We start from the raw sequence: 24120 nt of genomic DNA on the forward strand, positions 1-24120 counted from the left end.
CCCGCTGAGAGGCTGACGCAACGGTCAGCCCCTCAGCGATCCCCGACCAGAACACCCGCATGTTCGCCCGAGTCGCCACGAGCCCCACCCCTCAGCTGGGGTGATGCAACGACCGGTTGACACCGAGGAGGGTGATCGACGTCCGTCCTCCTGCGCCAGACCTGGTGCAGGAGGACGGACTCCTGTGCAGGAGGACCCCTAGAGGCCCAGCAGGTCGGCCAGCTCGCCCACCTGCTCGGTGAAGAATCCGTCGGGGTCGGCGACGGTGCCCTCGAAGTGGCCGAACAGCTCGAAGCTGACCAGGCCGAACAGCGAACTCCACACCAGCAGGGCCCGCGACCGCGCCCCGTCGTCCAGCGCCTTGTGCTCCCCGCCGAGCACGGCCGTCGCGGCGGGCAGGACCAGCGCCGTGCGTCGCCCCTCGGCCGGGGGCAGCAGGCCGGCCCGGGCCGCGTCGCCGAGCACCCCGCCCAGCACCGCACCCACCCGGGTGGCCGCCGGCACGGTGTTCGCCGGTGCGGCGTAGCCGGGCACGGGCGAGCCGTGGAGCAGCGCGTACTCGTGCGGGTGCGCGAGCGCCCAGGTCCGGACGGCGGCGCACACCGCGTGCCACCGCGCGCGGGGCTGCGCGGTCGCGTCGTCGGCTGCCTCCGCCGCGGCGCCCAGCGCGTCGTGGCCCTCCAGGATCAGCCGGGTGAGCAGGTCGTCGCGGCTGGGGAAGTAGCGGTACAGCGCGGAGGACGCCAGGCCCAGGTCGCGGGCCACCGCCCGCAGCGACAGGCCCGCGGCGCCGACGGTGGCCAGCTGGCCGCGGGCGCACTCCAGGATCTCCTCGGTCAGCGCGGCCCGTGCGCGCTCCCTCGCGGTGCTCACCACACCCTGACGCTAGCGTCGTCCGCGGACGAGAGCAGTGCTCTTGCCCGCGTGTGCCCCCGCGCGGCGCAGCGGTCCGTCACGAGAGCACCGCTCGCGCCGGGCGCGACGGGCCGTTCGGCGAGCCGTCGCCGGCGCGGTGCTCGTCCGAGCCGGTGTCGGCGGCCGTGGTTACGGTGGCGGGCATGGGTCTGGTCACCGCCTGGGTTCTCGTCGCCCTGGCCGTCGTCGCCGCGCTGTGGTGCGCGGTGGGCGCGGTCAGGCTGACCCGCCGCGAGCGCAGCGGGGGTGCGCGGTGAGCACCCCGACCCCCGAGGGCCTGCCCGCGCAGCCCACCGCCGGCCGCACCGAGCTGCCGGTGGAGGAGACCACCGACGTCCGCAGCGGCCCCGAGGTCGCCCACGAGCTGCTGTCGGTGCTGCCCCTGCTCGGCGAGTGGCACGGCGAGGGGCAGGCCGCCGGCGCCCAGGGCGACCACCGGTTCGGCCAGTGGGTCCGCTTCGCCCACGACGGCCGGGACTTCCTCGCCTACGAGTCGCGCACCTGGCGGATCGGCCCGGACGGCAAGCCGGCCGGCCCCGACGTCCGGGAGTCCGGCTTCTGGCGCCCCCGCGGCGAGGAGGAGGTCGAGCTGCTCACCGCCTCGCCCGACGGCCTGGTCGAGATCTACGTCGGCCGCGCCCGGACCACGACGAGCTGGGAGCTGGCCAGCGACGTCCTCGCCCGCACCCCCGACCACCCGGACACGACGAAGGCCGCACGGCTCTACGGCATCGTCGACGGCGCGCTGATGTACGCCGTCGACCGCGCCGGCGCCGACGGCCAGCTGCGCCCGGTCATGTCCGCCCGCCTGGAGAGGATCCGATGAGCACCGCGCACACCCCCCGGGAGGTCGCCGACGCCTACGTCGACGCCCTCTGCGACCTCGACCCGATCGCCGGTACGGCCCTGGGCACCCGGCCCGGCGACGACCGGCTGCCCGACCTGTCCCCGGCCGGCCTGCAGGCCTCGGCCCGGCTCGAGCGCGACACCCTCGCCGAGCTGGAGCGCGTGCTCGCCGAGGACCCGGCGCTGGCCGAGGACCCGGTGGAGTTCCGCTGCGCCCGGCTGCTGCGCGAGCGGCTGACCGCCTCGCTGGACCTGCACGACGCGGGCGAGGGCCTGCGCGAGCTGTCCAACCTGTTCTCCCCGGTGCACTCGGTGCGCCAGGTCTTCTCGATGATGCCGACGGCCACCACCGAGGACTGGGCCGTGCTGGGCCGCCGGATGGCCCGGGTGCCCGAGGCCTACCGCGGCTACCTGGCCACCTTGACCGAGGGCGCGCAGCAGGGTCTGTTCGCCGCACCGCGGCAGGTCGAGACCGTCGTCGGTCAGCTCGGCGAGTGGCTGGCCGGCCCCTACTTCGCCGGCGTCGTGGCGAACGGCCCCGACGAGCTGCGCACCGACCTCGACGACGCCGCGGCCGCCGCCGACGCCGCCGTGGCCGACGTGCGCGACTTCCTGCGCGACACCTACCTGCCGCAGGCGCAGGGCACCCCCGACGCGGTCGGCCGCGAGCGCTACGCCCGCTTCGCCCGGCGCTGGAACGGCAGCGACCTGGGCGCGGGCACCGGGCTGGAGGACGCCTACGCCTGGGGCTGGGCCGAGCACCGCCGGATCCGCGAGGAGCAGCGGGCCGCGGCCGAGCTGGTCCGGCCCGGCGCCACCCCGATGGAGGCCATGCGCTGGCTGGGGGAGCACGGCGAGGCCGTGGACGGCGTGGAGGAGATCCGGCAGCGTCTGCAGGCGATGATGGACGAGGCGATCGCCGAGCTCGACGGCGTGCACTTCGACATCGCCGAGCCGATCACGAAGGTGGAGGCGATGATCGCCCCGCCCGGCAGCGCGGCCGCGCCGTACTACACCGCGCCGTCGCTGGACTTCTCCCGCCCGGGCCGCACCTGGCTGCCGACGCTGGGCAGGGACCGCTTCCCGCTGTGGGACCTGGTCTCGACCTGGTACCACGAGGGCGTCCCCGGGCACCACCTGCAGCTGGCCCAGTGGACCTACGTCGCCGGTGACCTGTCGGTGTTCCAGACCAAGGTCGGCGGGGTCAGCGCCAACCTGGAGGGCTGGGCGCTCTACGCCGAGCGGCTGATGGACGAGCTGGGCTTCCTCACCGACCCCGGCGCCCGGCTGGGCTACCTGGACGCCCAGCAGATGCGCGCCGTCCGGGTGGTCGTGGACATCGGCATGCACCTGGAGCTGCCGATCCCCGACGACGCCGACGGCGCCCTGGAGGATCACCGCGGGCAGCCCTGGACGCCGGAGCTCGCCCGGGCGTTCTTCGGCGAGTACTGCGGCCGCGACGCCGCGTTCCTGGACAGCGAGCTGGTCCGCTACCTGGGCATGCCCGGGCAGGCGATCAGCTACAAGCTGGGGGAGCGGGCCTGGCTGGAGGGCCGCGAGGCCGCCCGCGCGGCGAAGGGCGACGCCTTCGACCTCAAGGCCTGGCACATGGCCGCGCTCTCGCAGGGCAGCCTGGGCCTGGACGACCTGGTCGACGAGCTCAGCCGGCTCTGAGGGCCTGCGCGGCCGTGCCGTCCAGGGCCAGCAGGAAGGCGCCCTGGACGAGCACGGCCGCGCCGTCGCCACGCCACCGGTCGCTGCGCAGCAGCGCGGCCCCGAGGGCCAGGTATCCCACGTCCAGCCCGGCGTTGACCAGCAGGACCGTGCGCAGCCGGGCTGGGTCGGTGGGCCCGCGCCGGCGCCGGTTGCGCGCACCCACCGCGGCGATCGCCCCGTCGACCGCGCCCCAGGCGGCGGTCTGCCGGCCGAACCCCCGTGTGCGCCGGGACAGCGCCAGCACCCCGCCGACGGTGACGGACCCCGCCGCCCACGCACCCAGCACGGTGGTCAGCCGGGTCTCCACGGCGGCGGCGTCCATGCCGGTGATCGTCCTACAGTGCCGGGCGTGGAGCTCGCCGTCGCCGACCTGCCCGCGCTCGACGTGCTGCGCGGTCGGTGGGCGGCGACCGCGGCGGTGGTCGCCGCCCTCGGGTACCCCGACGCCGCGCACGCCCGGGACGCCGGGTCCTGGCGGTGGGACGACGGCGGCGGCACCTGGGCCGAGGTCGCCGTCCTCGATGCCGACCGCGCCGTGCTGCTGGGCCGGGACCGCACCGCCCGCGGGTCGCTGTCCCGCCGGCCGGACGGCGAACCCACCGGTGAGCTGCTGACCGGCGCCCCCGGTTGGTGGGCGCAGCCGCTGCGCGGTCGCACCGAGGAGATCACCTTCGTGCTGGGCTGGTCGGCCGGGCGCTGGGAGCGGGTGCCCTCGGACCTGCACCCCGGGCCGGGGGCCGGTGGGCTGGCCGGCCTGCCGGTGGACGCCGAGCAGCTCTACGGGGTCGTGGACTCCTACGTCGAGGGCGTCTCCGACGACCAGGGCCTGGGCGACTGGCGCACCCCGTGGCCGGCGGTGGCCGCACTCGGGCAGGCCGGCCCCGACCTGACCGTGCAGCAGCTGGCCGACGTGCTCGGCCCGCTGCGGGCGGACCTGCCCGCCGGGGTGCTGGCGGCCCGGCGGTTCAGTCCGGCGGCGGGTTGACGGTGTCGGCCTCGTCGCCGACCGGCTGGGTGGCGCTGGCCGCGGCGGTCTCCAGCCGGGGGTCGCCCAGCACGTCGGCGACGCAGGCGGCCGACCCGACGAGGTAGGTGCTGACCAGCTCGACGTCGGTGGCCACGCACCAGGCGCGGTCGGCGGGCCACCACAGGCTCGCGCCCTGCTCCCAGGGCTCCGCCGCCATGTTCGCGGCGGCCAGCGTGACCGGACCGCGGACCAGCCAGAAGGACCGCGCGCCGGCGGTCAGCCGCGGCTGGGGCGCGGTGATGAAGCCGAAACCGTCCCAGACGCCGAAGAAGCAGTCGTCGGGGGTCTGCGTGTGCCGGGCGAGCACCTCGGCCAGCGGACCGGCGACCTGCTCGGGCAGGTGGCCGCGGGCGGGCGCGCCCTCCCACACCGGGCTCTGGTCGGCCTCCTCGTAGAAGTCCAGCGACCCGGTGATGCCGCCCCACTCCATGAGCGGGTGCGCGGTGGTGCCGTTGGCCGCGGCGACCTCGGCCCAGCGCACGTCGACGTCGTCGTCGCCGACGTAGTGCGCGGCGGGGTGGAACACCCGGGCCGCGGCCGGGAAGAGCGGGGGCAGCAGGCCGGCCACGCCGAGACCGGGCCGGACGGCATCGGCGACCCAGCGGCCCGCCGAGACGTCGGTCTCTGGCTCGCGGCCGGCGAACTGCACGGGCACCACCCTAGGGAACCCTGCTGATCCCGGGCACGGACAACCCCCGGGCTGCTCCGCCATCCCCGGCCGGCTCGACGAGCACTTGTGGCGGGGGGCGGGCCGACTGGACTGGGTCGGCGGCCCGGGGGTCGGGTGAACTGTCCGGTTCTCGCTCGCCGCCGTGCGACGGACGGGCGATGCCACACGCGTCAGACCGGTTCGATCCGGTGCTGAGCGGGCGGCCCATCTGGACGGCGGCTAGCGGACAGCCACCTCACGAGTCCTGAACGACATCAATTGTTCGGACCACCTCCTCTCCCGTGTACGGACACGGTACGACCGGTGTGACCGCCACCGCAACGCCCTTCTCTCAGCGCCGGGCGAGCAGTTCCTGGACCCGGGCCGTCAGCCCGGCGTCGCCGCGCGCCACCCCGTCCAGCGCGGTCACCCGGGCCGCGCCGCGGATGCCCGACAGCAGCCAGACGGCGTCGGCACCGTGCAGGTCGGCGACCGTGCCGTCGCTGACGGCGGTGGGCCAGCCGTCGGCCTCCGCCGCGGCGAACAGCCGGGCCTGGGTGGTGCCGGCCAGGATGCCGGTGTCCACCGGCGGGGTGTGCAGGGTGCCGCCGGCAGCCCAGACCACCGTGGACGTCGGGCCCTCCAGCAACCGGCCCTCGACGGAGGTGAAGACGACGTCGTCGGCGCCGACCGCGTGCGCGTGCCGCTGGGCGGCCATGTTGACCGCGTAGGACAGCGTCTTCGCCCCACCCAGCAGCCAGGGCGCCCCGGCCCGGACGTCGGCGGCCAGGCCGTAGGTCAGCGCGACCACGGAGATCCCGTCCCGCCGCTGGGCCAGCACGTCGGCGCCCACCGGGGCCAGCAGCGCCAGCGCGGTGGGGGAGGCGCCCTCGCCGCGGGTGAGGAACAACCGGCACACGCCCTCGACGCCGGCCGGCCAGCCGTCGATGACCGCGGCCACCAGCGCCCGCCAGTGCTCGTCGGGCACCGCGGGCAGGTCCAGCAGGGCGGTGGAGCGCTGCAGCCGGACCAGGTGGTCGGCCAGCCGCGGCGTCGCGCCGCCGTCGACGAGCACCGACTCGAACACGCCGTCCCCGCGGGCCAGGCCCGCGTCGAACGCCGTCACCACCGGCTGGTCGGCCGGCACCCGCACCGCGCCGCCGTCCCGCCACACCGCCACCGCGCGCGCACCGTCCACCGGTCCAGCGTGCACCACCCCGCCGGGGCTAGGTTGCCGGCATGGTGGCCGGCCCCGCGGACGACGTCCTGGCCTGGCTGCTCGACGCCGACCCGGGCCTGCGCTGGCAGGCCGAGCGCGACCTGCTCGATGCGCCCACGGAGGTGTGGCGGGCCACCCGCGCCCGGGTCGGCACCGAGGGGTGGGGTGCCCGGCTGCTCGAGGTGCAGGACGAGGACGGCCAGTGGGCCGGCGGTGCCTTCTTCCCCCGCGTGGACGGCGAGGTGCAGTGGCCGGAGGGGGACCAGCCGTGGACGGCGACCACCTGGTCGCTGACCTCCCTGCGCGAGTGGGGCCTGGACGCCGGGGCGCTGGCCGGCACCGCGGACCTGCTGGCGGCGAACTGCCGTTGGGAGTACGACGACCTGCCCTACTGGGGCGGCGAGGTCGACGTCTGCATCAACGCGACGACGCTGGCCAACGGCGTGTGGCTGGGCGCCGACGTCGCGGCGCTGGCCGCCTGGTTCCCCGAGCACCAGCTGGCCGACGGCGGCTGGAACTGCGAGTGGGTGGAGGGCTCGACCCGCTCGTCGGTGCACTCCACGCTGAACGCCGTCCGCGGGTTGCTGGCGTACGAGGTGGCCACCGGGGGCAGCGACGAGCTGCGCGCGGCCCGGCACCGCGGGGAGGAGCACCTGCTGGCCCGCCGGCTGACCCTGCGCTCCGACGGCACCCCGCTGGAGGCCTGCCTGACCCCGCCGGTGTGGCCCTCCCGGTGGCGGTTCGACGCGCTGCGGGCGCTGGAGCACCTCCGCGCGGCGTCCCTGCACGACGGCACCCCGCCCGACCCGCGGGCCGCCGACGCGGTGGACCGGCTGCGCGCCGGCCGCCGGCCCGACGGGCGGTGGCTGCAGGGGCCGGTGCAGCGGGGCGCGGAGTGGTTCCCGGTGGACGCACCCGAGGGCGAGCCCTCGCGGGGTGTCACGCTCGGCGCGCTGCGGGTCCTGCGCTGGTGGGACGCGGGGACCGGCCCGGCCTAGGCTCCCCGCCATGGCCGACCACGACCACGAGCCGGTGCCGCTGGCCCAGCAGCTGCGCTCCCGCGGGCTGCGGCTGACCACCCAGCGCCAGCGGGTGCTGGAGGCGGTCGGCGCGCTCGAGCACGGCACCCCCGAGCAGATCGGCACCTGGCTGGCCGAGCAGGCCGGCCCCGACGGCGCGGCCCCGGACACCTCCACCGTCTACCGGAACCTGGAGCTGCTGGAACGTCTCGGCCTGGTCTGGCACACCCACCTGGGCAAGGGCGCCCCGGTCTACCACGCGGCCCAGCACCCGCACCTGCACGTGGTGTGCGCGGTCTGCGGCCGGATCGACTCCGTCGACCCGGCGGTGATGGACGGCGTCGCGGAACGTCTGGCCGCCGACCTGGGTTACAGCCTGGACGTGGGCCACGTGGCGCTGTCCGGGACGTGCCGGGACTGCCGTGCGGCCGGATCGGAGTCCTGAGGTGCCTTCCCCGCTGCTGAACCGCCCCGGCGCCGTCGCCACCGACGGCGGCCAGGTCGCCGCCCACTACGGCGACCCGCTGCCCGAGCAGCGCCGGGCCACCGAGGCGGCGGTGCTGGTCGACCGCAGCGACCGCGACGTCGTCGCCGTCCCCGGGCCGGACCGGCTGTCCTGGCTGCACAGCCTGCTCAGCCAGCACCTCGAGCAGCTGGCCGACGGCGCCGGCACCGAGGCGCTCGTGCTCTCCCCGCAGGGCCACGTCGAGCACCACGTCGTGGTCGCCGAGACCGGCGGCACCACCTGGCTGGACACCGAGCCCGGCACCGGGGCCGACCTCGCCGGCTGGCTGGACCGGATGCGCTTCATGCTCCGCGTCGAGCCCGCCCTGGTCACCGACGACTGGGCGGTGCTGACCCTGCTCGGCCCGCGCGGGGACGACGTCCTCGCCGCCGCCGGGCTGCCCGTGCCGACCGGGGTGACCCCGACCGACGACGGCGGCTGGGTGCGCCGGGCGCCGGTGGTGGGGGACGGCGTCCCCGCGGTGGACCTGCTGGTGCCCCGGGCGCAGCTCGCCACCCGCGCCGACGCCCTGCTCGCCGCCGGTGCCTCCCTGGCCGGGGTCGACGCCTACGCGGCGCTGGCCGTCGAGGCGCACCGACCGCGGGTCGGCACCGACTCCGACCACCGCACGATCCCGAACGAGACGCCCTGGCTGGCCAGTGCGGTGCACCTGGAGAAGGGCTGCTACCGCGGTCAGGAGACCGTGGCCCGGGTGCACAACCTCGGCCGCCCGCCGCGGCGGCTGGTGCTGGTGCACCTGGACGGCATGGAGGAGCAGCTGCCCCCGCCCGGCACCCCGGTCACCGCCGGCACCCGCGAGGTCGGCCGGCTGGGCACCGTCGTGCGGCACCACGAGCTCGGCGTCGTCGGGCTGGCGCTGGTGAAGTCCTCGGTGCTGGAGAAGGAGCCCCTGCCGGAGCTGCGCGCGGCCGGGTCGGTGGTCGCCGTCGACCCCGACGACCTGGTCGTCGCCACCGACGACACGGTGCTGGCCGCCCGGGAGCGCGTCCGCGCCGTCCGGTCTGCGACGATCGGCAGGTGACGACGGGGATGGCGGGCGCGCGGAGCAACGGCACCCTCATCACCCTCGCCCCCACCGGGGCCGAGTCGGCGAAGGCCGACGTGCCCGCGCTGCCGGTGACCGTGGAGGAGGTCGTGGCCACCGCCCGCGACTGCGAGGCGCTGGGTGCCGCCGTCGTGCACCTGCACGTCCGCGACCTCGACACCCGCCCGACGCTGGACCTCGGCCGGGTGCGCGAGGTGGTCGCCGCGGTGCGCGAGAGCACCGACCTGGTGGTGCAGCTGTCCTCCGGCGGCGCGGTGACCGACCCGCTGCCGGACCGGGTCGCCGTGCTCGACGCCGAGCCCGACGCCGCCTCCCTGTCGCTGGGCACGGTCAACTTCGGCCGCGACGTGTTCAGCAACCCCTGGGACCTCATCGTCGAGCTGCACACCCAGATGCGCGACCGCGGCATCGTGCCCGAGTACGAGGCCTTCGACCTGGGCCACCTGGCCACCCTGTCCCGGCTGCTCGACCGGCACGGCCCCCCGGCCGGGGGCCACGTGCACGTCGACCTGGTGATGGGCGTGCCCGGTGGCATGCCCGGCACCACCGGCGCGCTCGCCGCGTGCCTGCCGGCGGTCGAGCCCGGCTGGACCTTCGCCGCCACCGGGGTCGGCCGCACCTCCCTGCCGGTGATGCTCGCCGCGCTGTCCGCGGGTGGGCACCTGCGGGTCGGCATGGAGGACACGCTGACCTACGCCCCCGGCGAGCCGGTCCGCGACAACGCCCAGCTGGTCGCCCGCGCCGCCGGTCTGGCGAAGATCGCCCAGCGCCCCGCCCTGACCACCACCGAGGCCCGCGAGCTGCTGGGCATCCGCACCCGCCAGGAGGCAACCCGATGACCACCACCGCGGCCGGCGGCAGCGCCGTCGACTCCCTGCTGGACCCGGCCTTCCTCGAGGGCGTGGAGCGGCGCCCCATGCTCGAGGTGCGCGGCCTGCGCCGGCGCGCCGAGCAGTCGGAGGTCGACCTCTCCTACACCCGCCGCCTGCTGCAGGGCCGGCTGGACATCGTCCGCCGCGAGCTGCAGCGGCGTGCCGAGCACGACGGCCGGTCGCTGGTGGACCTGCTGCCGGAGATCCTGTCCGAGAAGGGCCGCGGGCCCGCGCACGGCCTGGGCCGGCACCAGACCGTCCAGCCCGGTGACCCGGCGGCGCTGGAGCACTGGGTCAACTCGCTGGCCCCCGGCGTGGACCTCTCCGACGTCGGCGAGCTGCCCGACGACCAGCTGGAGGCCGCCGCCCGGTCGCTGGCCGAGGGCGAGCGCGGGTTGTCCGAGCGGCGCCGCGGCGTGCAGCAGGTCATGGACGCCCTGGCCGGCGAGCTCGGCCGCCGGTACCGGGACGGCGAGGCCGACGTCGCCCAGCTGCTCGCCGCGGAGGGTCGCCATTAGCTACCCCGACAACCCCGTGCTGGTGGAGGTGCACCGGTCGGGGTTCCTGGAGTCGGTGCACCGTGGGTCGCTCGTGGTGCTCGACGCCGACGGTGCGGTCACCCTCGCCGCCGGCGCGGTCGACGTGCCCACGCTGCCCCGCTCGTCGAACAAGCCCGTGCAGGCCACCGCCTACCTCGAGGCGGGGTGGGTGCCCCGCTCGACCGAGGAGCTGGCCATCGCCGCCGGCTCCCACTCCGGCGAGCCCGGTCACGTCGAGCTCGCGCTGGCGATGCTGGCCGCCGCGGGGTTGGGGCCCGACGACCTGGGCTGCCCCGCCGCGCTGCCCGGTGACGAGACCGAGCGGGCGCACTGGCTGGTGGCCGGCCGGGCCCCCGAGCGGGCCGCGATGAACTGCTCGGGCAAGCACGCCGCGATGCTCTCGGCCTGCGTCGCCGCCGGCTGGCCCACGGCCGGCTACCTGCAGCGGGAGCACCCGCTGCAGCAGGCGGTCCAGGCCCGCCTCGGCGAGGCCGGCGGCGTGCCGGTCAGCGCCGTCGTCGTCGACGGCTGCGGGGCCCCGCAGCACGCGCTGCCGGTGTCCGCGCTGGCCCGCGGCGTCCTGTCGCTCGTCCAGGCCGACCCCGGCACCCCGGGGCGCGCGGTGGCCGACGCGGTGCGCACGCACCCGTGGCTGGTGGCCGGCACCGGCAAGGACGACACCCGGCTGATGGGCGCGGTCCCCGGCCTGCTGGTCAAGGGCGGGGCCGACGGCGTGCACGTGGCGGCGCTGCCCGGCGCCGGCGCGGTGGCGCTGAAGCTGGACGACGGCGGCGAGCGGGGCCGGATGCCGGCGCTGTGCGCGGGTCTGGCCCGGCTGGGCGTGGACGCCGACCTGCTCGCCCCGTTCGCGGTGCTGCCGGTCAGCGGCGGCGACGGCGTGGTGGGCGAGGTCCGCGCGGCGGTCTGAGGCCTTGGCCACACTGCTAGCTCTCCGCTTGCAGGAGCAAGCAGGCGGACCTACTGTCAGGACCGTGCAGAACCCGTCGGAGATCGTCCACCAGGTCCGCGACAGCGTGACCCAGGCGGCGGTCGAGGCGACCACCGTGGGCACGCAGGTCGGTTCCCAGGTGGGCGACTTCATCCGCACCCAGCGCAACGCCGCCCAGGTGTCGTTGCGCGAGCTGGCCCGCAGCGCCGGGGTCAGCAACCCCTACCTCTCGCAGGTGGAGCGGGGACTGCGCAAGCCGTCGGCGGAGATCCTGGCCCAGATCGCCCGGGGCCTGAAGATCTCCGCGGAGACGCTGTACGAGCAGGCCGGGATCCTCGACCGCCGATCCGGTACGCCGGACACGGTCACCGCCATCCGCGCGGACCCGGCGCTGAGCGAGCGGCACAAGGCCGTGCTGCTGGACCTCTACGAGTCCCTCGCCAGCCCCCCCACCCCTGACAAGAACCAGCTCTCGAACGAGGAGGAGCAGCCGTGAACGCCACCGAGGCCCGCGAGCTCACCAAGAAGCGCGCCCAGCGCACCGTCCGCGACGTCCAGCTGACCGCCAAGGCCGCCGGCGAGTACGCCGTCAGCACCGGCCGCACCGGTGTGCTGGCCGCGATCGGCGTCGGCGACGTCGCCGTCGACCGGGTCCGCACCGCCCTGGAGACCCTGCGCGACCGCGCCGAGGCCCTGCCCGGCGAGGCCCAGGCCCGCGCGGAGGGCACCGTCGAGGAGGCCAGGGCCCGCGCCGAGGCCACCCGCGGACGGGTGACCTCGCTGTTCGGCCAGGCGCGCACCCGCGCAGAGGACGTCGCCGACCGCGCCCAGGGCGCCGCCCGCCCCGACGCCGTCAAGGACACCGCCGTCGAGGTCCGCGGCACCGTCACCACCCTGGCCGGCGCCGTCCGCGACCAGGCGCTGACCACGGTGAACGGCCTGGCCGCCCGCGGCGAGGAGGTCGTGGAGGACCTGCGCCGCCAGCCCGGGTTCCGCAACCTGGTGGGCAAGGCCGAGCGCGCCGTCGACACCGTCGAGGGCACCCTCGAGGACGCCCTGGACACCACCGGTGAGACCGTGGGCGACACCGCGGACGAGGTCACCTCCGTCGCGCAGAAGACCAAGGCCGAGGCCGGTGACGCCGCCGACGAGGTCACCTCCGCGGCCCAGAAGGCCAAGGCGCGCACCACCAAGGCCGTCACCGAGGCCAAGCGCGACGTCCGCCGCGAGGCCCGCTCGACCAAGCGTTCGCTGAGCTCGGCCGCCGGCACGACGTCCCAGGCACCGGCCAAGCGCACGCCGGCCAAGCGCGCCTCGACGACCAGCCCGGCCAAGGCGACCCGGGCCAAGGCCACCGCGCCCTCGGCCCGCAGCAGCGCGCCGTCGGCGTCGAGCAACGCGCCCTCGGCGTCCAGCTCGGCCCCGAGCTCGAACTAGCCCCGACGAGCACCACCGGCCCGCAGCGACACCGCTGCGGGCCGGTCGGCGTCTACGCTCGCCGCATGGCCGGCTTCGACTTCGCCCTCCTCGAGCTCATCCGGCTGGCCGTGGTGGCACTGGGGCTGTGGGGCCTGGTCGACGCCCTGCTCCGTCCCGGCCCCGGCTACGTGGCCGCGGGGAAGCTCACCAAGCCCGCCTGGGTCGGCATCACGGCGCTGGCGACCGTGGTCGTCTACTTCCGCGGGGCCATCGACTTCCTCGGGCTCATCGCCGTCGTCGGCATCGTGGTCTACCTGGTCGACGTCCGACCCGCGGTGCGCGGCGTGCAGCGCGGCAACAACAACTGGTGAGCCGCACGGCTCCCCGACGGCTCAAGCGCCGTACCCGTGCGCGGCTCAGCCGCCGTATCCGTGCGCGGCTCAGCCGCCGTATCCGTGCGCGGCTCAGCCGCGGGGCATGACCACCCACAGCAGCAGGTAGGCGATGAACTGCGGCCCGGGCAGGATGCAGGAGAGCACGAACGCCACCCGCACGACGGTGCGGGACAGCCCGAAGCGGCGGGCCAGGCCGGAGCACACCCCGGCGATGACCTTGTGCTGGGTGTCGCGGGAGAAGGTGCGCGGGGCCGGGGAGGTCATGCCCACACCGTAAGGTCGCCTGCTGGCAGGCGCCTGGCGGATCAGCCGAAGACGCCTGGCGGGGGCTCCGGCGAGGGCACCGCGGCCGCGTCGGCGACCGGCGTCGCCGTGCCGGTGAACGCGTCGAGGTCGGCGCCGGCGACCACCCGCGAGGGCATCGGGTCGCCCGCGCAGCGCCGGGTCAGCGCCGCGACGGGAAGGGGTGCGGCGGAGGCCACCGCCACCGTGTTGCCGTGCCGGCGGCCGCGCAGCGTGCCCGGCTCCGCGGCCAGCAGCACGTGGCCGAACACGGCCCGCAGCGTCGCCGCCTGGGTGCGCAGGAACGCCAGCGGCGGCCCGTCGGAGACGTTCCACGCCGTCGTCCCGCCCGGCCGCAGCACCCGGGCGACCTGCGCGGCGAACTCGGTGCTGGTCAGGTGGGCCGGCGTGCGGGCCCCGGCGAACACGTCGACCAACACCAGGTCGGCACTGGCGTCGTGCATCGCCTCCAGGCCCGCGCGGGCGTCCGCGGCCCGCACCCGGATGCGTGCCCCCCGCGGCAGCGGCAGGTGCTCGCGGACCAGCTGGGTGAGCGGCTCGTCGACCTCGACGACCCGTTGCCGCGAGCCCGGCCGGGTCACCGCGACGTAGCGGGGCAGGGTCAGCGCGCCCCCGCCCAGGTGCACGACGTCCAGCGGGGCGCCCTCGTCGGCGACCAGGTCCACGACGTGGCCCATCCGGCGGACGTACTCGAACTCCAGGTGCGCCGGGTCGTCGAGGTCCACGTGCGACTGCGGGACGCCGTCCAGCATCAGCACGTAGGACCGGTCCCGGTCGGCGTCCCCCAGGATCTCGGCCACCCCGCCGGCCACCGCCACCTGCCCCGGCATGACCGGGTGCTCACCGGTCCGGCGCCGGCTCACGGGCTCGGGGCGACGGCGGACCAGCGCACGGTGACCTCGCCGTGCCGCCAGCGCCGGGTCGACCCCACCAGCGGCCAGCCCTGCCCGGCCAGCGCCTCGACCGCGGCCACCCACCGCTGCCGCGGGCCGAAGGTCGTCAGCCCGGCAGCGGCGGCCCAGGCCGCGTCGAACGCCGCCAGGAACGCGTGCACCGGCTGACCGGGGACGTTGTGGTGGATCAGCGCCTTCGGCAACCGCTCGGCCAGGTCGGAGGGCCGGTCGATGTCCGAGGGCCGGACGGCGAGGGTGAGGGTCAGCGGGCCCGACTCGTCCAGCGCCACCCAGCAGGCCCGCCGTCCGAACTCGTCGCAGGTGCCCTCGACCAGCAGCCCGCCCGGGCCGAGCGCGCCGCACATGGTCTCCCAGGCCCGGGCCGCGGACTCCTCGTCGTACTGCCGGAGCACGTTGAACGCCCGCACCAGCACCGGGGCGAGCCCGGCCAGCTCGAACCCGCCGACCCGGAAGTCCACCCGCGGCGGGTCCCGGTCGGCGGCGACGGCGGCCACCCGTTCGGGGTCGATCTCCAGCCCGACGACCTCGAGGCCGTCGACCTCGGACCCGAGCCGGTCGACCAGCTCCAGGGTGGTCACCGCCGAGGCGCCGTAGCCCAGGTCGACCACCAGCGGGCGGGCGGCGTCGCGCAGCCGCGGCACCTGGGTGGCCAGCAGCCAGCGGTCCACCCGGCGCAGCCGGTTGGCGTTGGTGGTGCCGCGGGTGGGCAGCCCGAGCGCGCGGGCGCGGCCGGCGGCCAGCCGGGGCTGCTTGCGGGTCGGGGGCAGGACCGCCTTGCGGGAGTGGTCGCTGCTCACCGGTCCGGAGGGTAGTCCCGGTTAGCGTGGGGGACGTGCTGGTGCATCAGGGGACGCGGTTGGCCGAGCTCACCACGCTGGCGGTGGGGGGCCCGGTGCAGCGTCTGGTCGAGGTGCACGACGCCGACGAGCTGGTCGCCGCGGTCCGCGACGCCGACGCCGCGGGTCGGCCGCTGCTCGTGCTCGGCGGCGGCTCCAACGTGGTCGCCCCCGACGCCGGCTGGCCCGGGGACGTCGTCGCCGTCCGCTCGCGCGGGGTGCAGCGCACCGGGGACGCGCTGGAGGTGCAGGCCGGCGAGCCCTGGGACGACCTGGTCGCGCACACCGTCGCCGAGGGCCTGGCCGGCATCGAGGCGCTCTCGGGGATCCCGGGCAGCACCGGGGCCACGCCGGTGCAGAACGTCGGTGCCTACGGCCAGGAGGTCGCGCAGACCATCACCGCGGTGCGGGTGCTCGACCGCCGCGACGGCAGCGTCCGCACGCTCGCGCCGGCCGACTGCGGCTTCGGCTACCGGGACTCGGCGCTCAAGCGCAACCCCGGGGTGTTCGTCGTCCTCACCGTGACGTTCGGGCTGACCGCTTCGGAGCTGTCGATGCCGGTCGGGTACGCCGAACTGGCGCGGCGGCTGGGCGTGCAGGTGGGGGAGCGGGCGCCGCTGGCCGACGTCCGGGCCGCGGTGCTGGAGCTGCGGCGGGGCAAGGGCATGGTGCTGGACCCGGCCGACCCCGACTCCCGCAGCGCCGGGTCCTTCTTCACCAACCCGGTCGTGCCGGCGTCGATGGCGGTGGAGGGCTGCCCGAGCTGGCCGGCCGGGGACGAGGTGAAGCTGTCGGCGGCCTGGCTGGTGCAGCACGCCGGGTTCGGCCGCGGCACCCGCGAGGGCCACGTGGGGACGTCGTCCCGGCACTCGCTGGCCCTCACCACCGAGCCGGGCGCCACCGCCGACGAGCTGCTCGCCTTCGCCGGCCGCGTCGTCGACGCCGTCCGCGAGAGGTTCGGCGTCACGCTCGTCCCCGAGCCCACCGCCGTCCGCCCCTCCTGACGCCGCTGGCCGGGGGTATCGGAAGCTCCACCTTGGCGAACGGGCCCGTCGGGGCGGGTGGAGCTTCCGATTGCCCGGGGGTCAGGACTCGCGGTGGACCTTGTGCTGGGCGGCCTGCGCGCGCGGGCGGACCACCATGAGGTCGATGTTGACGTGGTGCGGCCGCGTGAGCGCCCACGCCACGCAGTCGGCGACGTCCTCGGCGACCAGCGGCTCCCGCACCCCCTCGTAGACCTTGGCGGCCTTCGCGGCGTCGCCGGTGCGGTTGAGCGCGAACTCGTCGGTCTTCACCATCCCGGGGGCGATCTCCACGACGCGCACCGGCTCGGCGACCAGCTCCAGCCGCATCGTCTCGGCGAGGGTGTGCACGCCGTGCTTGGCCGCGGTGTAGCTGGCACCGCCCTCGTAGCTGACCAGCCCCGCGGTGGAACCCATGAGCACCACGTCGCCGGCCCCGGAGGCACGCAGCGCCGGCAGCAGGGCCTTGGTCACCCGCACCGTGCCCAGCACGTTGACCTCGAAGGCCCGGGTCCAGGAGTCCAGGTCGGCCTCGGCGACGGGGGCGGCGTCGAAGGCCCCGCCGGCGTTGTTGACCAGGACGTCGACCCGGTCCAGGGAGGCCACGAGCGCGGCTACCGACTCGTCGCTGGTCACGTCGAGCTCGACGGCGCGGCCGCCGATGCGCTCGGCCAGCCCGGTCAGCCGGTCCAGCCGGCGGGCGGCGAGGACGACGTCGAAGCCGTCGGCGGCCAGCCGGGTCGCGGTGGCGGCACCGATGCCGCTGGACGCGCCGGTGACGACGGCCACACGGCCGGTGCCGGGGAAGGGGGGCGAGGAGGTCTCGGCGGGCATGCCCCCAGTCTGCTGGTGCAGGATGGGGGACCGACAGCGCGCCCACCCCGGGCGCCCGCGGGAGGAGTGGCGTGCCTGGTCGTCGCCCCCTGCGCCCGGCGGGCCCGCGCCAGGGTCGGGTCGTGCTGCCCCGCCGGGTGGCCACGCTCAGCGTGCACACCAGCCCGCTCGACCAGCCCGGTGCCGGCGACGCCGGTGGGCTCAACGTCTACGTCGTCGAGGTCTCCCGCCGGCTGGCCGCCCGCGGCATCGCCGTCGAGGTCTTCACGCGGGCGACGTCCTCGGAGCTGCCGCCGGTGGTGGAGATGGTCCCCGGCGTCACCGTGCGGCACGTCTCCGCCGGGCCGTTCGAGGGCCTGGGCAAGCACGACCTGCCGGCCCAGCTGTGCGCCTTCACCGCCGCGGTGCTGCGCGAGGAGGCCCGGCACGAGCCCGGGCACTACGACGTGCTGCACAGCCACTACTGGCTCTCCGGCCAGGTCGGCTGGCTGGCCCGCGACCGGTGGGGGGTGCCGCTGGTGCACTCGGCGCACACCCTGGCCAAGGTGAAGAACGCCGCCCTCGCCGAGGGCGACGAGCCCGAGCCGAGGGCCCGGGTGATCGGCGAGGAGCAGGTGGTGGCCGAGGCCGACCGGCTGATCGCCAACACCGCCGAGGAGGCCCGCCAGCTGGTGCGCTGGTACGACGCCGACCCCGCCCGCACCCTCGTCGTCCCGCCCGGCGTCGACCTCGAGCGCTTCCGTCCCGGGGACCGGGCTGCGGCGCGCCGGGCGGTCGGGGTGGCCGAGGACGCCCTCGTGCTGCTGTTCGTCGGCCGGATCCAGCCGCTCAAGGCCCCCGACGTGCTGCTGCGCGCGGCGGCCCGGCTGCTGGCCGACGAGCCGGCACTGCGGGGCCGGCTGCAGGTGCTGGTGGTGGGGGCGCCCAGCGGCAGCGGGCTGGCCGAGCCCCGCCGGCTGCAGGAGCTCGCGGTGTCCCTCGGCATCGCCGACGTCGTCCGGTTCGTGCCGCCGCAGGCGCCCGCGGCGCTGGCCGAGCACTACCGGGCCGCCGACGTCGCCGTCGTCCCCAGCCACAACGAGTCCTTCGGGCTGGTCGCGCTCGAGGCGCAGGCCTGCGGCACCCCGGTGGTGGCCGCCGCCGTCGGCGGGCTGCCCACCGCCGTCGACGACGGCGGCTCGGGCGTGCTGGTCGGCGGCCACGACCCGGCCGGCTACGCCGCGGCCATCCGCAAGGTCGTCGAGCAGCGCGACCTGCTCGCCGCGGGGGCCCGCCGGCACGCCGAGCGGTTCAGCTGGGACCGGACCACCGACTCCCTGGTCGACGCCTACGCCGCGGCCATCGCCGAGATGCGCTCGGTGGTCCGCTCCCCGCGCGACCGGGTGCGCGACGCCGTCCGCGCCTTCTCCGCCGGGGGGCCGGTCCGGTGAGCACGGTCGCCGAGCTGGAGCGCGTGGTGGACGCCGCCCTGCGCGACGCCGAGCTGGTCTACGAGCACCCCGCCCCCGGCCGGTTCCTGGTCGAGCTGCCCGGCACCAAGAAGCTGAAGACGGTCTGCGGACTGGTCCTCGGCGACCACGGGCTGCGCGTCGAGGCCTTCGTGTGCCGGCAGCCCGACGAGAACCGCGAGCAGCTGTGGACCTGGCTGCTGCAGCACAACGCGCGGATGTACGGCGTCGCCTACTCGATCGACGCGGTCGGCGACGTCTACCTGACCGGCCGGATCAGCGCCGCGTCGGTGACCGCCGAGGAGGTGGACCGGCTGCTGGGCGCGGTGCTCAGCTACGCCGACGACCACTTCAACACCATGCTGGAGATCGGGTTCGGCACCTCGATCCGGCGTGAGTGGGAGTGGCGGGTCAAGCGCGGGGAGTCCCTGCGCAACCTGGAGGCGTTCGCGGACTTCGTGCGCCGGCCGCAGGGGTGAGCGACCGGCCGGCGGGCCACGAGCGGCGCTGGTGGGTGCTCACCACCATGATCGTCTGCCTGCTGGTCGTGATCATGGGCAACACCGTGCTCAACGTGGCCCTGCCGACCCTGCAGCGCGACCTCGCGGCGACCCAGAGCCAGCTGCAGTGGGCCATCGACGCCTACATCCTGGTGTTCGCCGGCCTGCTGTTCAGCTGGGGCGTCGTCGGCGACCGGATCGGCCGCAAGCGGGCGCTGCTGCTGGGTCTCGGGATCTTCTCGCTGGGCTCCGTGCTGGCCGCGTTCTCCGGCTCGGCCGGGGAGCTGATCGCCTGGCGCGCGCTCATGGGCGTGGGCGGGGCGGCCGTGCAGCCCGCCACCCTGGCGGTGATCAGCAACGTGTTCCCGCCCGGGGAGCGCAGCCGGGCGATCGGCATCTGGGCCGGGGCGGCGGGCATCGGGATCGCCGGGGGGCCGCTGGCCGGCGGGCTGGTGCTGGAGCACTTCTGGTGGGGCGCGGTCTTCCTGCTCGGCATCCCGGTCGCGGCGCTGGGGGCGGTCGGTGTCCTCACCCTGGTGCCGGAGTCGAAGGACCCCGCCCCCGGCCGTCTCGACGTCCCCGGGGTGCTGCTGTCGGTCGCCGGCCTGGGTGCCCTGGTGTTCGGCATCATCCGCGGCGGCGAGGGCGTGGGCTGGACCACGCCGGGCGTGCTGACCCCGCTGCTGGCCGGTCTGGCGCTGCTCGGGGTGTTCGTCTGGTGGCAGCGGCGCACCACCCACCCCGCCCTGGACGTGTCCCTGTTCCGGCTGCCGGCCTTCTCGGCGGCGGCCGGGGCCCTGGCGCTGAACTTCTTCGCGCTGCAGGGCGCGACCTTCTACCTCGTCTACTACCTGCAGGGCGCACTGGGCTACAGCCCGCTGCAGTCCGGCGCCTCGCTGGTGCCGATGGCGGTGGCCATCGCCATCGCCTCGCCGCGGGCCTCGCGGCTGGCCGACCGGTTCGGCGCGAAGCTGGTCTGCGCGGCCGGGTTCGGGCTGATGGCGACGGCGTTCGCGGCCAACCAGCTGCTCGACCTCACCGCGCCGGTCTGGCTGGTGCTGCTGGTGCTCTTCGTGCAGGGCCTGGGGCTGGGCACGGTGCTGGCCCCGGCGACCGAGTCGATCATGAGCGTGGTGCCGCGGGAGAAGGCCGGCGCCGGGGGAGCGGTGAACAACACCGTCCGGCAGGTCGGCGGCGCGCTCGGGGTGGCCGTCCTCGGGTCGTTGGTGGCCGGGGTCTACGCCGCGCGGCTGGGCGACGCCGTCGACGTGCTGCCCGAGGCCGCCCGCGAGCAGGCCCGGCAGTCGGTGGTCGCGACGCTGGAGGCGGTCCGGCTCACCGGGGCCACCGAGCTCGTGCAGCCGGCCCGGGAGGCGTTCGTGGAGGCCATGCACGTCACCGCGGTCGGGACGGCGGTATCGGCCGCGTTCGCCGCCGTCGTCTGCCTGGTCTGGCTGCCCGGACGGCGTCCACAACCGATGGGTTGACAAGGGCGGCCGGTCGGGACAGCCTTCCTGCAACCGATCGGTTGCGGACGGAGGAACGATGGCCGACCAGCTGTCCCGGGTGCTCGCCGCCCTGGCCGACCCCACCCGGCGCGACATGGTTGCCCGGCTGACCGTCGGCGACGCCACCGTCGGGGAGCTCGCCGCGCCGTACGACGTCAGCACGCAGGCCGTCTCCAAGCACCTCAAGGTGCTCGAGGCCGCCGGCCTGGTCAGCCGCAGCCGGGCCGCGCAGACCCGCCCGGTGCACCTGGAGACGCAGGTGCTGGACCTGGTGACCGTGTGGCTGGAGCGGTACCGCCGCCGCGCCGAGGAACGCTTCACCCGCCTGGACGCCGTCCTGGCCGACCTGCATGAGGACAACCCGTGACCGCCACCATCACCGCCGACGACCGGCTCCCGGTCATCCGGATCACCCGCGACTTCACCGGCACCGTCGAGCAGCTGATGAGCGCGCACCTGGACCCCGACCTGTTCGCCCGCTGGGTCGGCCCCGACGGCATGGACACCCGCATCGGCACCTGGGACGCCCGCGACGGCGGGGAGTGGCGCTACACCGCGCACCGCGACGGCGAGGTGTACTCGTTCCGGGGCTGCTTCCACCGGATCGGCGCCGACACGATCGTGCAGACCTTCACCTGGGAGGGCATGCCCGAGGACGTCAGCCTGGAGACCCTCCGCTTCGAGGACCTGGGCGACGGGCGCACCCGGCTGCACGCCCAGTCGCTGGTGGACTCCTTCGAGGGCCGCGACGCGTGGCTGCGCAGCGGCATGGAGACCGGTGTGGACCAGGGCTACGCCAAGCTCGACGCGCTGCTGGCCGCGGCGTGAGCGCGCTGGAGCGCTTCGACCGGGTCACCGGTCGCTTCACCGAGGTCGTCGCCGGGGTGCCCGACTGGGCTGCGCCGGCCCCGGTGGAGGGCTGGACGGCGGCCGACGTGGTGGCCCACCTGGTCGACTGGTTGCCCGGCCTGCTCGCCGCCGACGACGTCGTGCTGGCCGTCCGGCGCACCGGGAACCCCGCGCAGGACTGGGCCCGGCACACCAGCGCCGTCCGGGCGCTGCTGGCCTCGCCGCGGGCCGCGGAGCCCTTCACCCACCAGCACCTGGGCACCTTGCCGCTGGCCGAGGCCGTGGACCGGTTCTGGACCACCGACGTCCTGATGCACACCTGGGACCTGGCCACCGCCAGCGGCCAGGACGCCGGGCTGGACGAGGCCGAGTGCGCGCAGCTGCTGGCCGGCATGGAGCCGATGGAGGAGGTGCTGCGCGCCTCGGGGCAGTACGGCCCGCGGGTGCCGGTGCCCGACGACGCCCCCGCCGTCGACCGGCTCATGGGTCTCGTCGGCCGCGACCCCGCGTCCCGCCGCGGCTGAGCTGTCGGGTTCGTCCAAGCCGGCGCGGCCCCGGGGGTGGCACGGTGACCTCGTTCCCGACCCGAGGAGGACCCGATGACCGCACCCGCCCGCCTGGCCATGCTCACCCTGGACTGCCCCGACGCCCCCGCCAGCGCCACCTTCTGGTCGGCGATGCTCGGCTGGGACGTCGTGCACTCCGAGCCGGCCTACGCGATGCTCCAGGGCCCCACCCACGCGCTGGGCTTCGGCACCGTGGAGGACTACGAGCCCCCGGTGTGGCCGAACCCGCACGGGAGCAAGCAGTTCCACCTCGACCTGGCCGTCGCCGACCTGGACGCCGCACTGGCGACCGCCGTCGACCTCGGCGCCACCCCGGTGGACCCGCAGCCGGGGGAGACCTGGCGGGTGCTGCTGGACCCGGCGGGCCACCCCTTCTGCCTCACGAAGGCGGAGAACTGGGGCTGAGGGACTGGCCCCGCCGCGGCCGGGCACGTACAACGGAGGGGGTCGTCCACCACCGCGGCCGTCGCCGACGAGAGGACCCGATGGCCGCCCGGAACCGCCGACCGCTGCTGCGCGCCACGCTCGGCGCCCACCTGGCCGGCGAGGTCGACCCGATCGCGACCACCGAGGCCGCCCGCGGCGTCGCCTACGCCCTGGTCGACCGGGCCCGCTCGACCGACGACCCCGAGGTCACGCGCCGGCTGGTGCGGCTGGCCGACGACCAGGGCCTGGACGAGCTGGCCGAGCTGTGGGCCGACGCGCCGGCGATCTCGCTGCCCGGTGCGCTCTGGCGGCTGTACCTGCTGCGCGCCTGGGTGCAGCGCGACCCGGTGGCCGCCGCGCGGCAGTTCGAGGCCGGCCGCGGCCGGGTGCTGCCCCGCGAGGTCGTCGCCGGTCTGGCCGACCCGCCGGGTCCCGACGGGGTCCGCGACCTCGCCGACGCCGTGCTCACCGGGGTGTTCGAGGGTGACCTGGACGTCGCGCTGGACCGCGCCGCGGCGTTCTGCTGGGTGGTCGCCGGCGGCCGTGCCGTGCAGGCCGACGACCTGGACGAGATCGACCCCGCCGCCGCCGACCGGGTGACCCGCGGTGGGCACGCGCTGGGCCGCACCGCCGACCAGCTGGCCTCGGCCGCCCGGCGGTGGCGCGCGGGCACCCTCACCTGAGGCGCCCGGTGGCGGACGAGACCGAGCTGCGCAGCCGCACCCGCGCGCTCACCGGGGTGGTGGGGGCGACCGCGCTGGTCTACCCGCTGCTGGTGTGCGCGGTGCAGGTGGCGCTGGCCCAGTTCCTCACCGACGAGCCCGGTGCGGCGGTCGGCTGGGGCGTGGCGGGGACGGCGCTGTGCGTCGCCGTGGTCGCGGTCATCCGCTGGAGCACCGGCCGCCGGGTGCGCAGCCCGTGGCTGCTGGCCGGTCTGGCGCCCCCGCTGCTGTTCGAGACCTGGCTGCTCTGGCCCCTGCTCACCGGGTGAGGCGTCGGGCAGGATGGGCGCCGTGACCGGAACTCTGGTGCTCCTCCGCCACGGCGAGAGCGAGTGGAACAAGGCCAACCTCTTCACCGGCTGGGTCGACGTGGCCCTGTCCGACAAGGGCCGCGCGGAGGCCACCCGGGGCGGCGAGCTGCTGAAGGCCGAGGGCCTGCTGCCCGACGTCCTGCACACCTCGCTGCTCAAGCGGGCGATCACCACCGCCGAGCTGGCGCTGGCCGCCGCCGACCGGCAGTGGATCCCGGTGACCCGCTCCTGGCGGCTCAACGAGCGGCACTACGGCGCGCTGCAGGGCAAGGACAAGGCCGCCACCCTCGCCGAGTACGGCGAGGAGCAGTTCATGACCTGGCGGCGCAGCTACGCCACCCCGCCGCCGCCCATCGACCCGGCCGACGAGTACAGCCAGGACGCCGACCCCCGCTACGCGTTCCTGCCGCCGGAGGCCCGGCCGGCCACCGAGTGCCTGGCCGACGTCGTCGTCCGGATGCTGCCCTACTGGTACGACGCGGTCGTGCCGGACCTGCGCGCCGGGAGGACGGTGCTGGTGACCGCGCACGGCAACAGCCTGCGCGCGCTGGTGAAGCACCTGGACGGCATGGGCGACGACGAGGTGGTGGGGCTGAACATCCCGACCGGCGTCCCGCTGCGCTACGACCTGGACGACGACCTGCGCCCGACCAACCCCGGCGGCACCTACCTGGACCCCGAGGCGGCCGCCGAGGCCATCAAGGCCGTCGCGGCCCAGGGCAAGAATTAGCCGCCGGCCGGACAG

The 24120-nt window shown here is 76.2% G+C and carries 31 protein-coding genes; 23 read left to right on the forward strand and 8 right to left on the reverse strand.

The genetic code is table 11. The features are described 5' to 3' along the window. Positions 1-198: 198 nt before the first annotated feature. A complete protein-coding gene (locus NH342_RS11620; protein ID WP_253015002.1) occupies positions 199-873 on the reverse strand; it encodes a TetR/AcrR family transcriptional regulator in 675 nt (224 codons plus the stop codon). Positions 874-1168: 295 nt separating this feature from the next. On the opposite strand from NH342_RS11620, the gene NH342_RS11625 reads away from it, so the two are divergent. Continuing rightward, a complete protein-coding gene (locus NH342_RS11625) occupies positions 1169-1741 on the forward strand; it encodes an FABP family protein (protein ID WP_253015004.1) in 573 nt (190 codons plus the stop codon). Beyond that, positions 1738-3435: a DUF885 domain-containing protein gene (locus NH342_RS11630; protein ID WP_253015006.1), complete on the forward strand. Its 1698-nt coding sequence runs from the start codon at positions 1738-1740 to the stop codon at positions 3433-3435. Before NH342_RS11625 ends, NH342_RS11630 begins: the two co-directional genes overlap by 4 nt. Here NH342_RS11630 and NH342_RS11635 read toward each other — a convergent pair. Then, a complete protein-coding gene (locus NH342_RS11635; protein WP_253015008.1) occupies positions 3422-3799 on the reverse strand; it encodes a hypothetical protein in 378 nt (125 codons plus the stop codon). The two genes, NH342_RS11630 and NH342_RS11635, sit on opposite strands and share 14 nt — an antisense overlap. A 27-nt stretch (positions 3800-3826) precedes the next feature. On the opposite strand from NH342_RS11635, the gene NH342_RS11640 reads away from it, so the two are divergent. Further along, a complete protein-coding gene (locus NH342_RS11640) occupies positions 3827-4462 on the forward strand; it encodes a hypothetical protein (protein WP_253015010.1) in 636 nt (211 codons plus the stop codon). Here NH342_RS11640 and NH342_RS11645 read toward each other — a convergent pair. Both NH342_RS11645 and NH342_RS11650 read right to left on the reverse strand, forming a co-directional pair. Further along, complete coding sequence (locus NH342_RS11645) at positions 4443-5153, reverse strand: hypothetical protein (RefSeq protein ID WP_253015012.1); 711 nt, start codon at positions 5151-5153, stop codon at positions 4443-4445. The genes NH342_RS11640 and NH342_RS11645 overlap by 20 nt on opposite strands. 352 nt (positions 5154-5505) lie before the next feature. Beyond that, positions 5506-6351, reverse strand: coding sequence for an aminotransferase class IV (locus NH342_RS11650; protein WP_253015014.1), 846 nt, complete (start codon positions 6349-6351; stop codon positions 5506-5508). Between the two features lie 41 nt (positions 6352-6392). Between NH342_RS11650 and NH342_RS11655 the strand changes: the two genes are divergently transcribed. The 9 genes from NH342_RS11655 to NH342_RS11695 all read left to right on the forward strand — a co-directional run bounded on the left by NH342_RS11655 (position 6393) and on the right by NH342_RS11695 (position 13112). Next, positions 6393-7370 carry a hypothetical protein gene (locus NH342_RS11655; protein WP_253015016.1) on the forward strand — a complete coding sequence of 326 codons (978 nt, stop codon included), beginning with the start codon at positions 6393-6395 and terminating at the stop codon, positions 7368-7370. 10 nt (positions 7371-7380) lie between these two features. Then, entirely contained in the window at positions 7381-7836 is a 456-nt protein-coding gene (locus NH342_RS11660; protein ID WP_253015018.1) for a Fur family transcriptional regulator, read from the forward strand. A 1-nt stretch (position 7837) separates the two neighbouring features. Beyond that, positions 7838-8938: a folate-binding protein YgfZ gene (locus NH342_RS11665; protein ID WP_253015020.1), complete on the forward strand. Its 1101-nt coding sequence runs from the start codon at positions 7838-7840 to the stop codon at positions 8936-8938. Beyond that, on the forward strand, positions 8935-9801 hold the full coding sequence (locus tag NH342_RS11670) for a 3-keto-5-aminohexanoate cleavage protein (protein WP_253015022.1): 867 nt from the start codon (positions 8935-8937) through the stop codon (positions 9799-9801). The genes NH342_RS11665 and NH342_RS11670 overlap by 4 nt, the downstream gene beginning before the upstream one ends. Beyond that, positions 9798-10352, forward strand: a complete 555-nt coding sequence (locus tag NH342_RS11675) for an aerial mycelium formation protein (RefSeq protein ID WP_253015024.1) — start codon at positions 9798-9800, stop codon at positions 10350-10352. Before NH342_RS11670 ends, NH342_RS11675 begins: the two co-directional genes overlap by 4 nt. Before the next feature lie 16 nt (positions 10353-10368). Next, positions 10369-11301, forward strand: a complete 933-nt coding sequence (locus NH342_RS11680; protein ID WP_253015026.1) for an asparaginase — start codon at positions 10369-10371, stop codon at positions 11299-11301. Between the two features lie 64 nt (positions 11302-11365). Further along, a complete protein-coding gene (locus tag NH342_RS11685) occupies positions 11366-11818 on the forward strand; it encodes a helix-turn-helix domain-containing protein (RefSeq protein WP_253015028.1) in 453 nt (150 codons plus the stop codon). Further along, positions 11815-12759, forward strand: a complete 945-nt coding sequence (locus NH342_RS11690) for a hypothetical protein (protein WP_253015030.1) — start codon at positions 11815-11817, stop codon at positions 12757-12759. The genes NH342_RS11685 and NH342_RS11690 overlap by 4 nt, the downstream gene beginning before the upstream one ends. Positions 12760-12824: 65 nt before the next feature. Continuing rightward, positions 12825-13112 (forward strand): DUF2516 family protein, encoded by a 288-nt coding sequence (locus NH342_RS11695; protein ID WP_253015032.1) that lies wholly within the window; start codon positions 12825-12827, stop codon positions 13110-13112. Between the two features lie 93 nt (positions 13113-13205). Here the strand turns inward: NH342_RS11695 and NH342_RS11700 are convergent, their stop codons facing one another. From NH342_RS11700 to NH342_RS11710, 3 genes are read right to left on the reverse strand one after another with little or no spacing between them, the layout of a single operon-like run. Continuing rightward, positions 13206-13400, reverse strand: a complete 195-nt coding sequence (locus NH342_RS11700; protein WP_253015034.1) for a PspC domain-containing protein — start codon at positions 13398-13400, stop codon at positions 13206-13208. Positions 13401-13441: 41 nt separating this feature from the next. After that, on the reverse strand, positions 13442-14269 hold the full coding sequence (locus NH342_RS11705) for a spermidine synthase (protein WP_253015036.1): 828 nt from the start codon (positions 14267-14269) through the stop codon (positions 13442-13444). Between the two features lie 29 nt (positions 14270-14298). Then, entirely contained in the window at positions 14299-15150 is an 852-nt protein-coding gene (locus NH342_RS11710; RefSeq protein ID WP_253015038.1) for a class I SAM-dependent methyltransferase, read from the reverse strand. Between the two features lie 35 nt (positions 15151-15185). Between NH342_RS11710 and NH342_RS11715 the strand changes: the two genes are divergently transcribed. Beyond that, a complete protein-coding gene (locus NH342_RS11715; protein WP_253015040.1) occupies positions 15186-16193 on the forward strand; it encodes a UDP-N-acetylmuramate dehydrogenase in 1008 nt (335 codons plus the stop codon). An 81-nt stretch (positions 16194-16274) separates the two neighbouring features. Here NH342_RS11715 and NH342_RS11720 read toward each other — a convergent pair whose 3' ends face one another. Next, entirely contained in the window at positions 16275-17045 is a 771-nt protein-coding gene (locus NH342_RS11720; RefSeq protein WP_253015042.1) for an SDR family oxidoreductase, read from the reverse strand. A gap of 122 nt (positions 17046-17167) precedes the next feature. Here NH342_RS11720 and mshA point away from each other — a divergent pair, with 122 nt between their 5' ends. From mshA to NH342_RS11770, 10 genes are all read left to right on the forward strand, one after another. Beyond that, the gene (gene mshA / locus NH342_RS11725; RefSeq protein ID WP_253015044.1) at positions 17168-18475 is read left to right on the forward strand and encodes a D-inositol-3-phosphate glycosyltransferase; all 1308 of its coding nucleotides are present in this window, start codon (positions 17168-17170) and stop codon (positions 18473-18475) included. After that, positions 18472-18972, forward strand: coding sequence for a YbjN domain-containing protein (locus NH342_RS11730; protein ID WP_253015046.1), 501 nt, complete (start codon positions 18472-18474; stop codon positions 18970-18972). Before mshA ends, NH342_RS11730 begins: the two co-directional genes overlap by 4 nt. Beyond that, positions 18969-20480, forward strand: a complete 1512-nt coding sequence (locus tag NH342_RS11735) for an MFS transporter (protein ID WP_253015048.1) — start codon at positions 18969-18971, stop codon at positions 20478-20480. Before NH342_RS11730 ends, NH342_RS11735 begins: the two co-directional genes overlap by 4 nt. 58 nt (positions 20481-20538) lie before the next feature. Further along, on the forward strand, positions 20539-20868 hold the full coding sequence (locus NH342_RS11740; RefSeq protein ID WP_253015050.1) for a helix-turn-helix transcriptional regulator: 330 nt from the start codon (positions 20539-20541) through the stop codon (positions 20866-20868). Further along, a complete protein-coding gene (locus tag NH342_RS11745; RefSeq protein WP_253015052.1) occupies positions 20865-21329 on the forward strand; it encodes an SRPBCC domain-containing protein in 465 nt (154 codons plus the stop codon). The genes NH342_RS11740 and NH342_RS11745 overlap by 4 nt, the downstream gene beginning before the upstream one ends. After that, positions 21326-21874: a maleylpyruvate isomerase N-terminal domain-containing protein gene (locus NH342_RS11750; RefSeq protein WP_253015054.1), complete on the forward strand. Its 549-nt coding sequence runs from the start codon at positions 21326-21328 to the stop codon at positions 21872-21874. Before NH342_RS11745 ends, NH342_RS11750 begins: the two co-directional genes overlap by 4 nt. A gap of 75 nt (positions 21875-21949) precedes the next feature. Beyond that, entirely contained in the window at positions 21950-22321 is a 372-nt protein-coding gene (locus tag NH342_RS11755; RefSeq protein ID WP_253015056.1) for a VOC family protein, read from the forward strand. 80 nt (positions 22322-22401) lie between these two features. Then, on the forward strand, positions 22402-23025 hold the full coding sequence (locus NH342_RS11760) for a hypothetical protein (protein WP_253015058.1): 624 nt from the start codon (positions 22402-22404) through the stop codon (positions 23023-23025). Positions 23026-23033: 8 nt separating this feature from the next. Then, entirely contained in the window at positions 23034-23333 is a 300-nt protein-coding gene (locus NH342_RS11765; RefSeq protein ID WP_253015059.1) for a hypothetical protein, read from the forward strand. Between the two features lie 13 nt (positions 23334-23346). After that, positions 23347-24105, forward strand: a complete 759-nt coding sequence (locus NH342_RS11770; protein ID WP_253015060.1) for a phosphoglyceromutase — start codon at positions 23347-23349, stop codon at positions 24103-24105. The last annotated feature ends 15 nt before the right edge of the window (positions 24106-24120 follow it).

The sequence above is a fragment of the Klenkia sp. PcliD-1-E genome, from assembly GCF_024124375.1.
Classification (GTDB): domain Bacteria; phylum Actinomycetota; class Actinomycetes; order Mycobacteriales; family Geodermatophilaceae; genus Klenkia.

Coding starts and splice junctions, on each gene's coding strand:
- NH342_RS11630 (WP_253015006.1), top strand. CDS start 1,738: ATGAGCACCGCGCACACCCCCCGGGAGGTCGCCGACGCCTACGTCGAC.
- NH342_RS11635 (WP_253015008.1), bottom strand. CDS start 3,799: ATGGACGCCGCCGCCGTGGAGACCCGGCTGACCACCGTGCTGGGTGCG.
- NH342_RS11655 (WP_253015016.1), top strand. CDS start 6,393: ATGGTGGCCGGCCCCGCGGACGACGTCCTGGCCTGGCTGCTCGACGCC.
- NH342_RS11660 (WP_253015018.1), top strand. CDS start 7,381: ATGGCCGACCACGACCACGAGCCGGTGCCGCTGGCCCAGCAGCTGCGC.
- NH342_RS11675 (WP_253015024.1), top strand. CDS start 9,798: ATGACCACCACCGCGGCCGGCGGCAGCGCCGTCGACTCCCTGCTGGAC.
- NH342_RS11695 (WP_253015032.1), top strand. CDS start 12,825: ATGGCCGGCTTCGACTTCGCCCTCCTCGAGCTCATCCGGCTGGCCGTG.
- NH342_RS11700 (WP_253015034.1), bottom strand. CDS start 13,400: ATGACCTCCCCGGCCCCGCGCACCTTCTCCCGCGACACCCAGCACAAG.
- NH342_RS11705 (WP_253015036.1), bottom strand. CDS start 14,269: ATGCCGGGGCAGGTGGCGGTGGCCGGCGGGGTGGCCGAGATCCTGGGG.
- NH342_RS11720 (WP_253015042.1), bottom strand. CDS start 17,045: ATGCCCGCCGAGACCTCCTCGCCCCCCTTCCCCGGCACCGGCCGTGTG.
- NH342_RS11740 (WP_253015050.1), top strand. CDS start 20,539: ATGGCCGACCAGCTGTCCCGGGTGCTCGCCGCCCTGGCCGACCCCACC.
- NH342_RS11755 (WP_253015056.1), top strand. CDS start 21,950: ATGACCGCACCCGCCCGCCTGGCCATGCTCACCCTGGACTGCCCCGAC.
- NH342_RS11760 (WP_253015058.1), top strand. CDS start 22,402: ATGGCCGCCCGGAACCGCCGACCGCTGCTGCGCGCCACGCTCGGCGCC.
- NH342_RS11770 (WP_253015060.1), top strand. CDS start 23,347: ATGGGCGCCGTGACCGGAACTCTGGTGCTCCTCCGCCACGGCGAGAGC.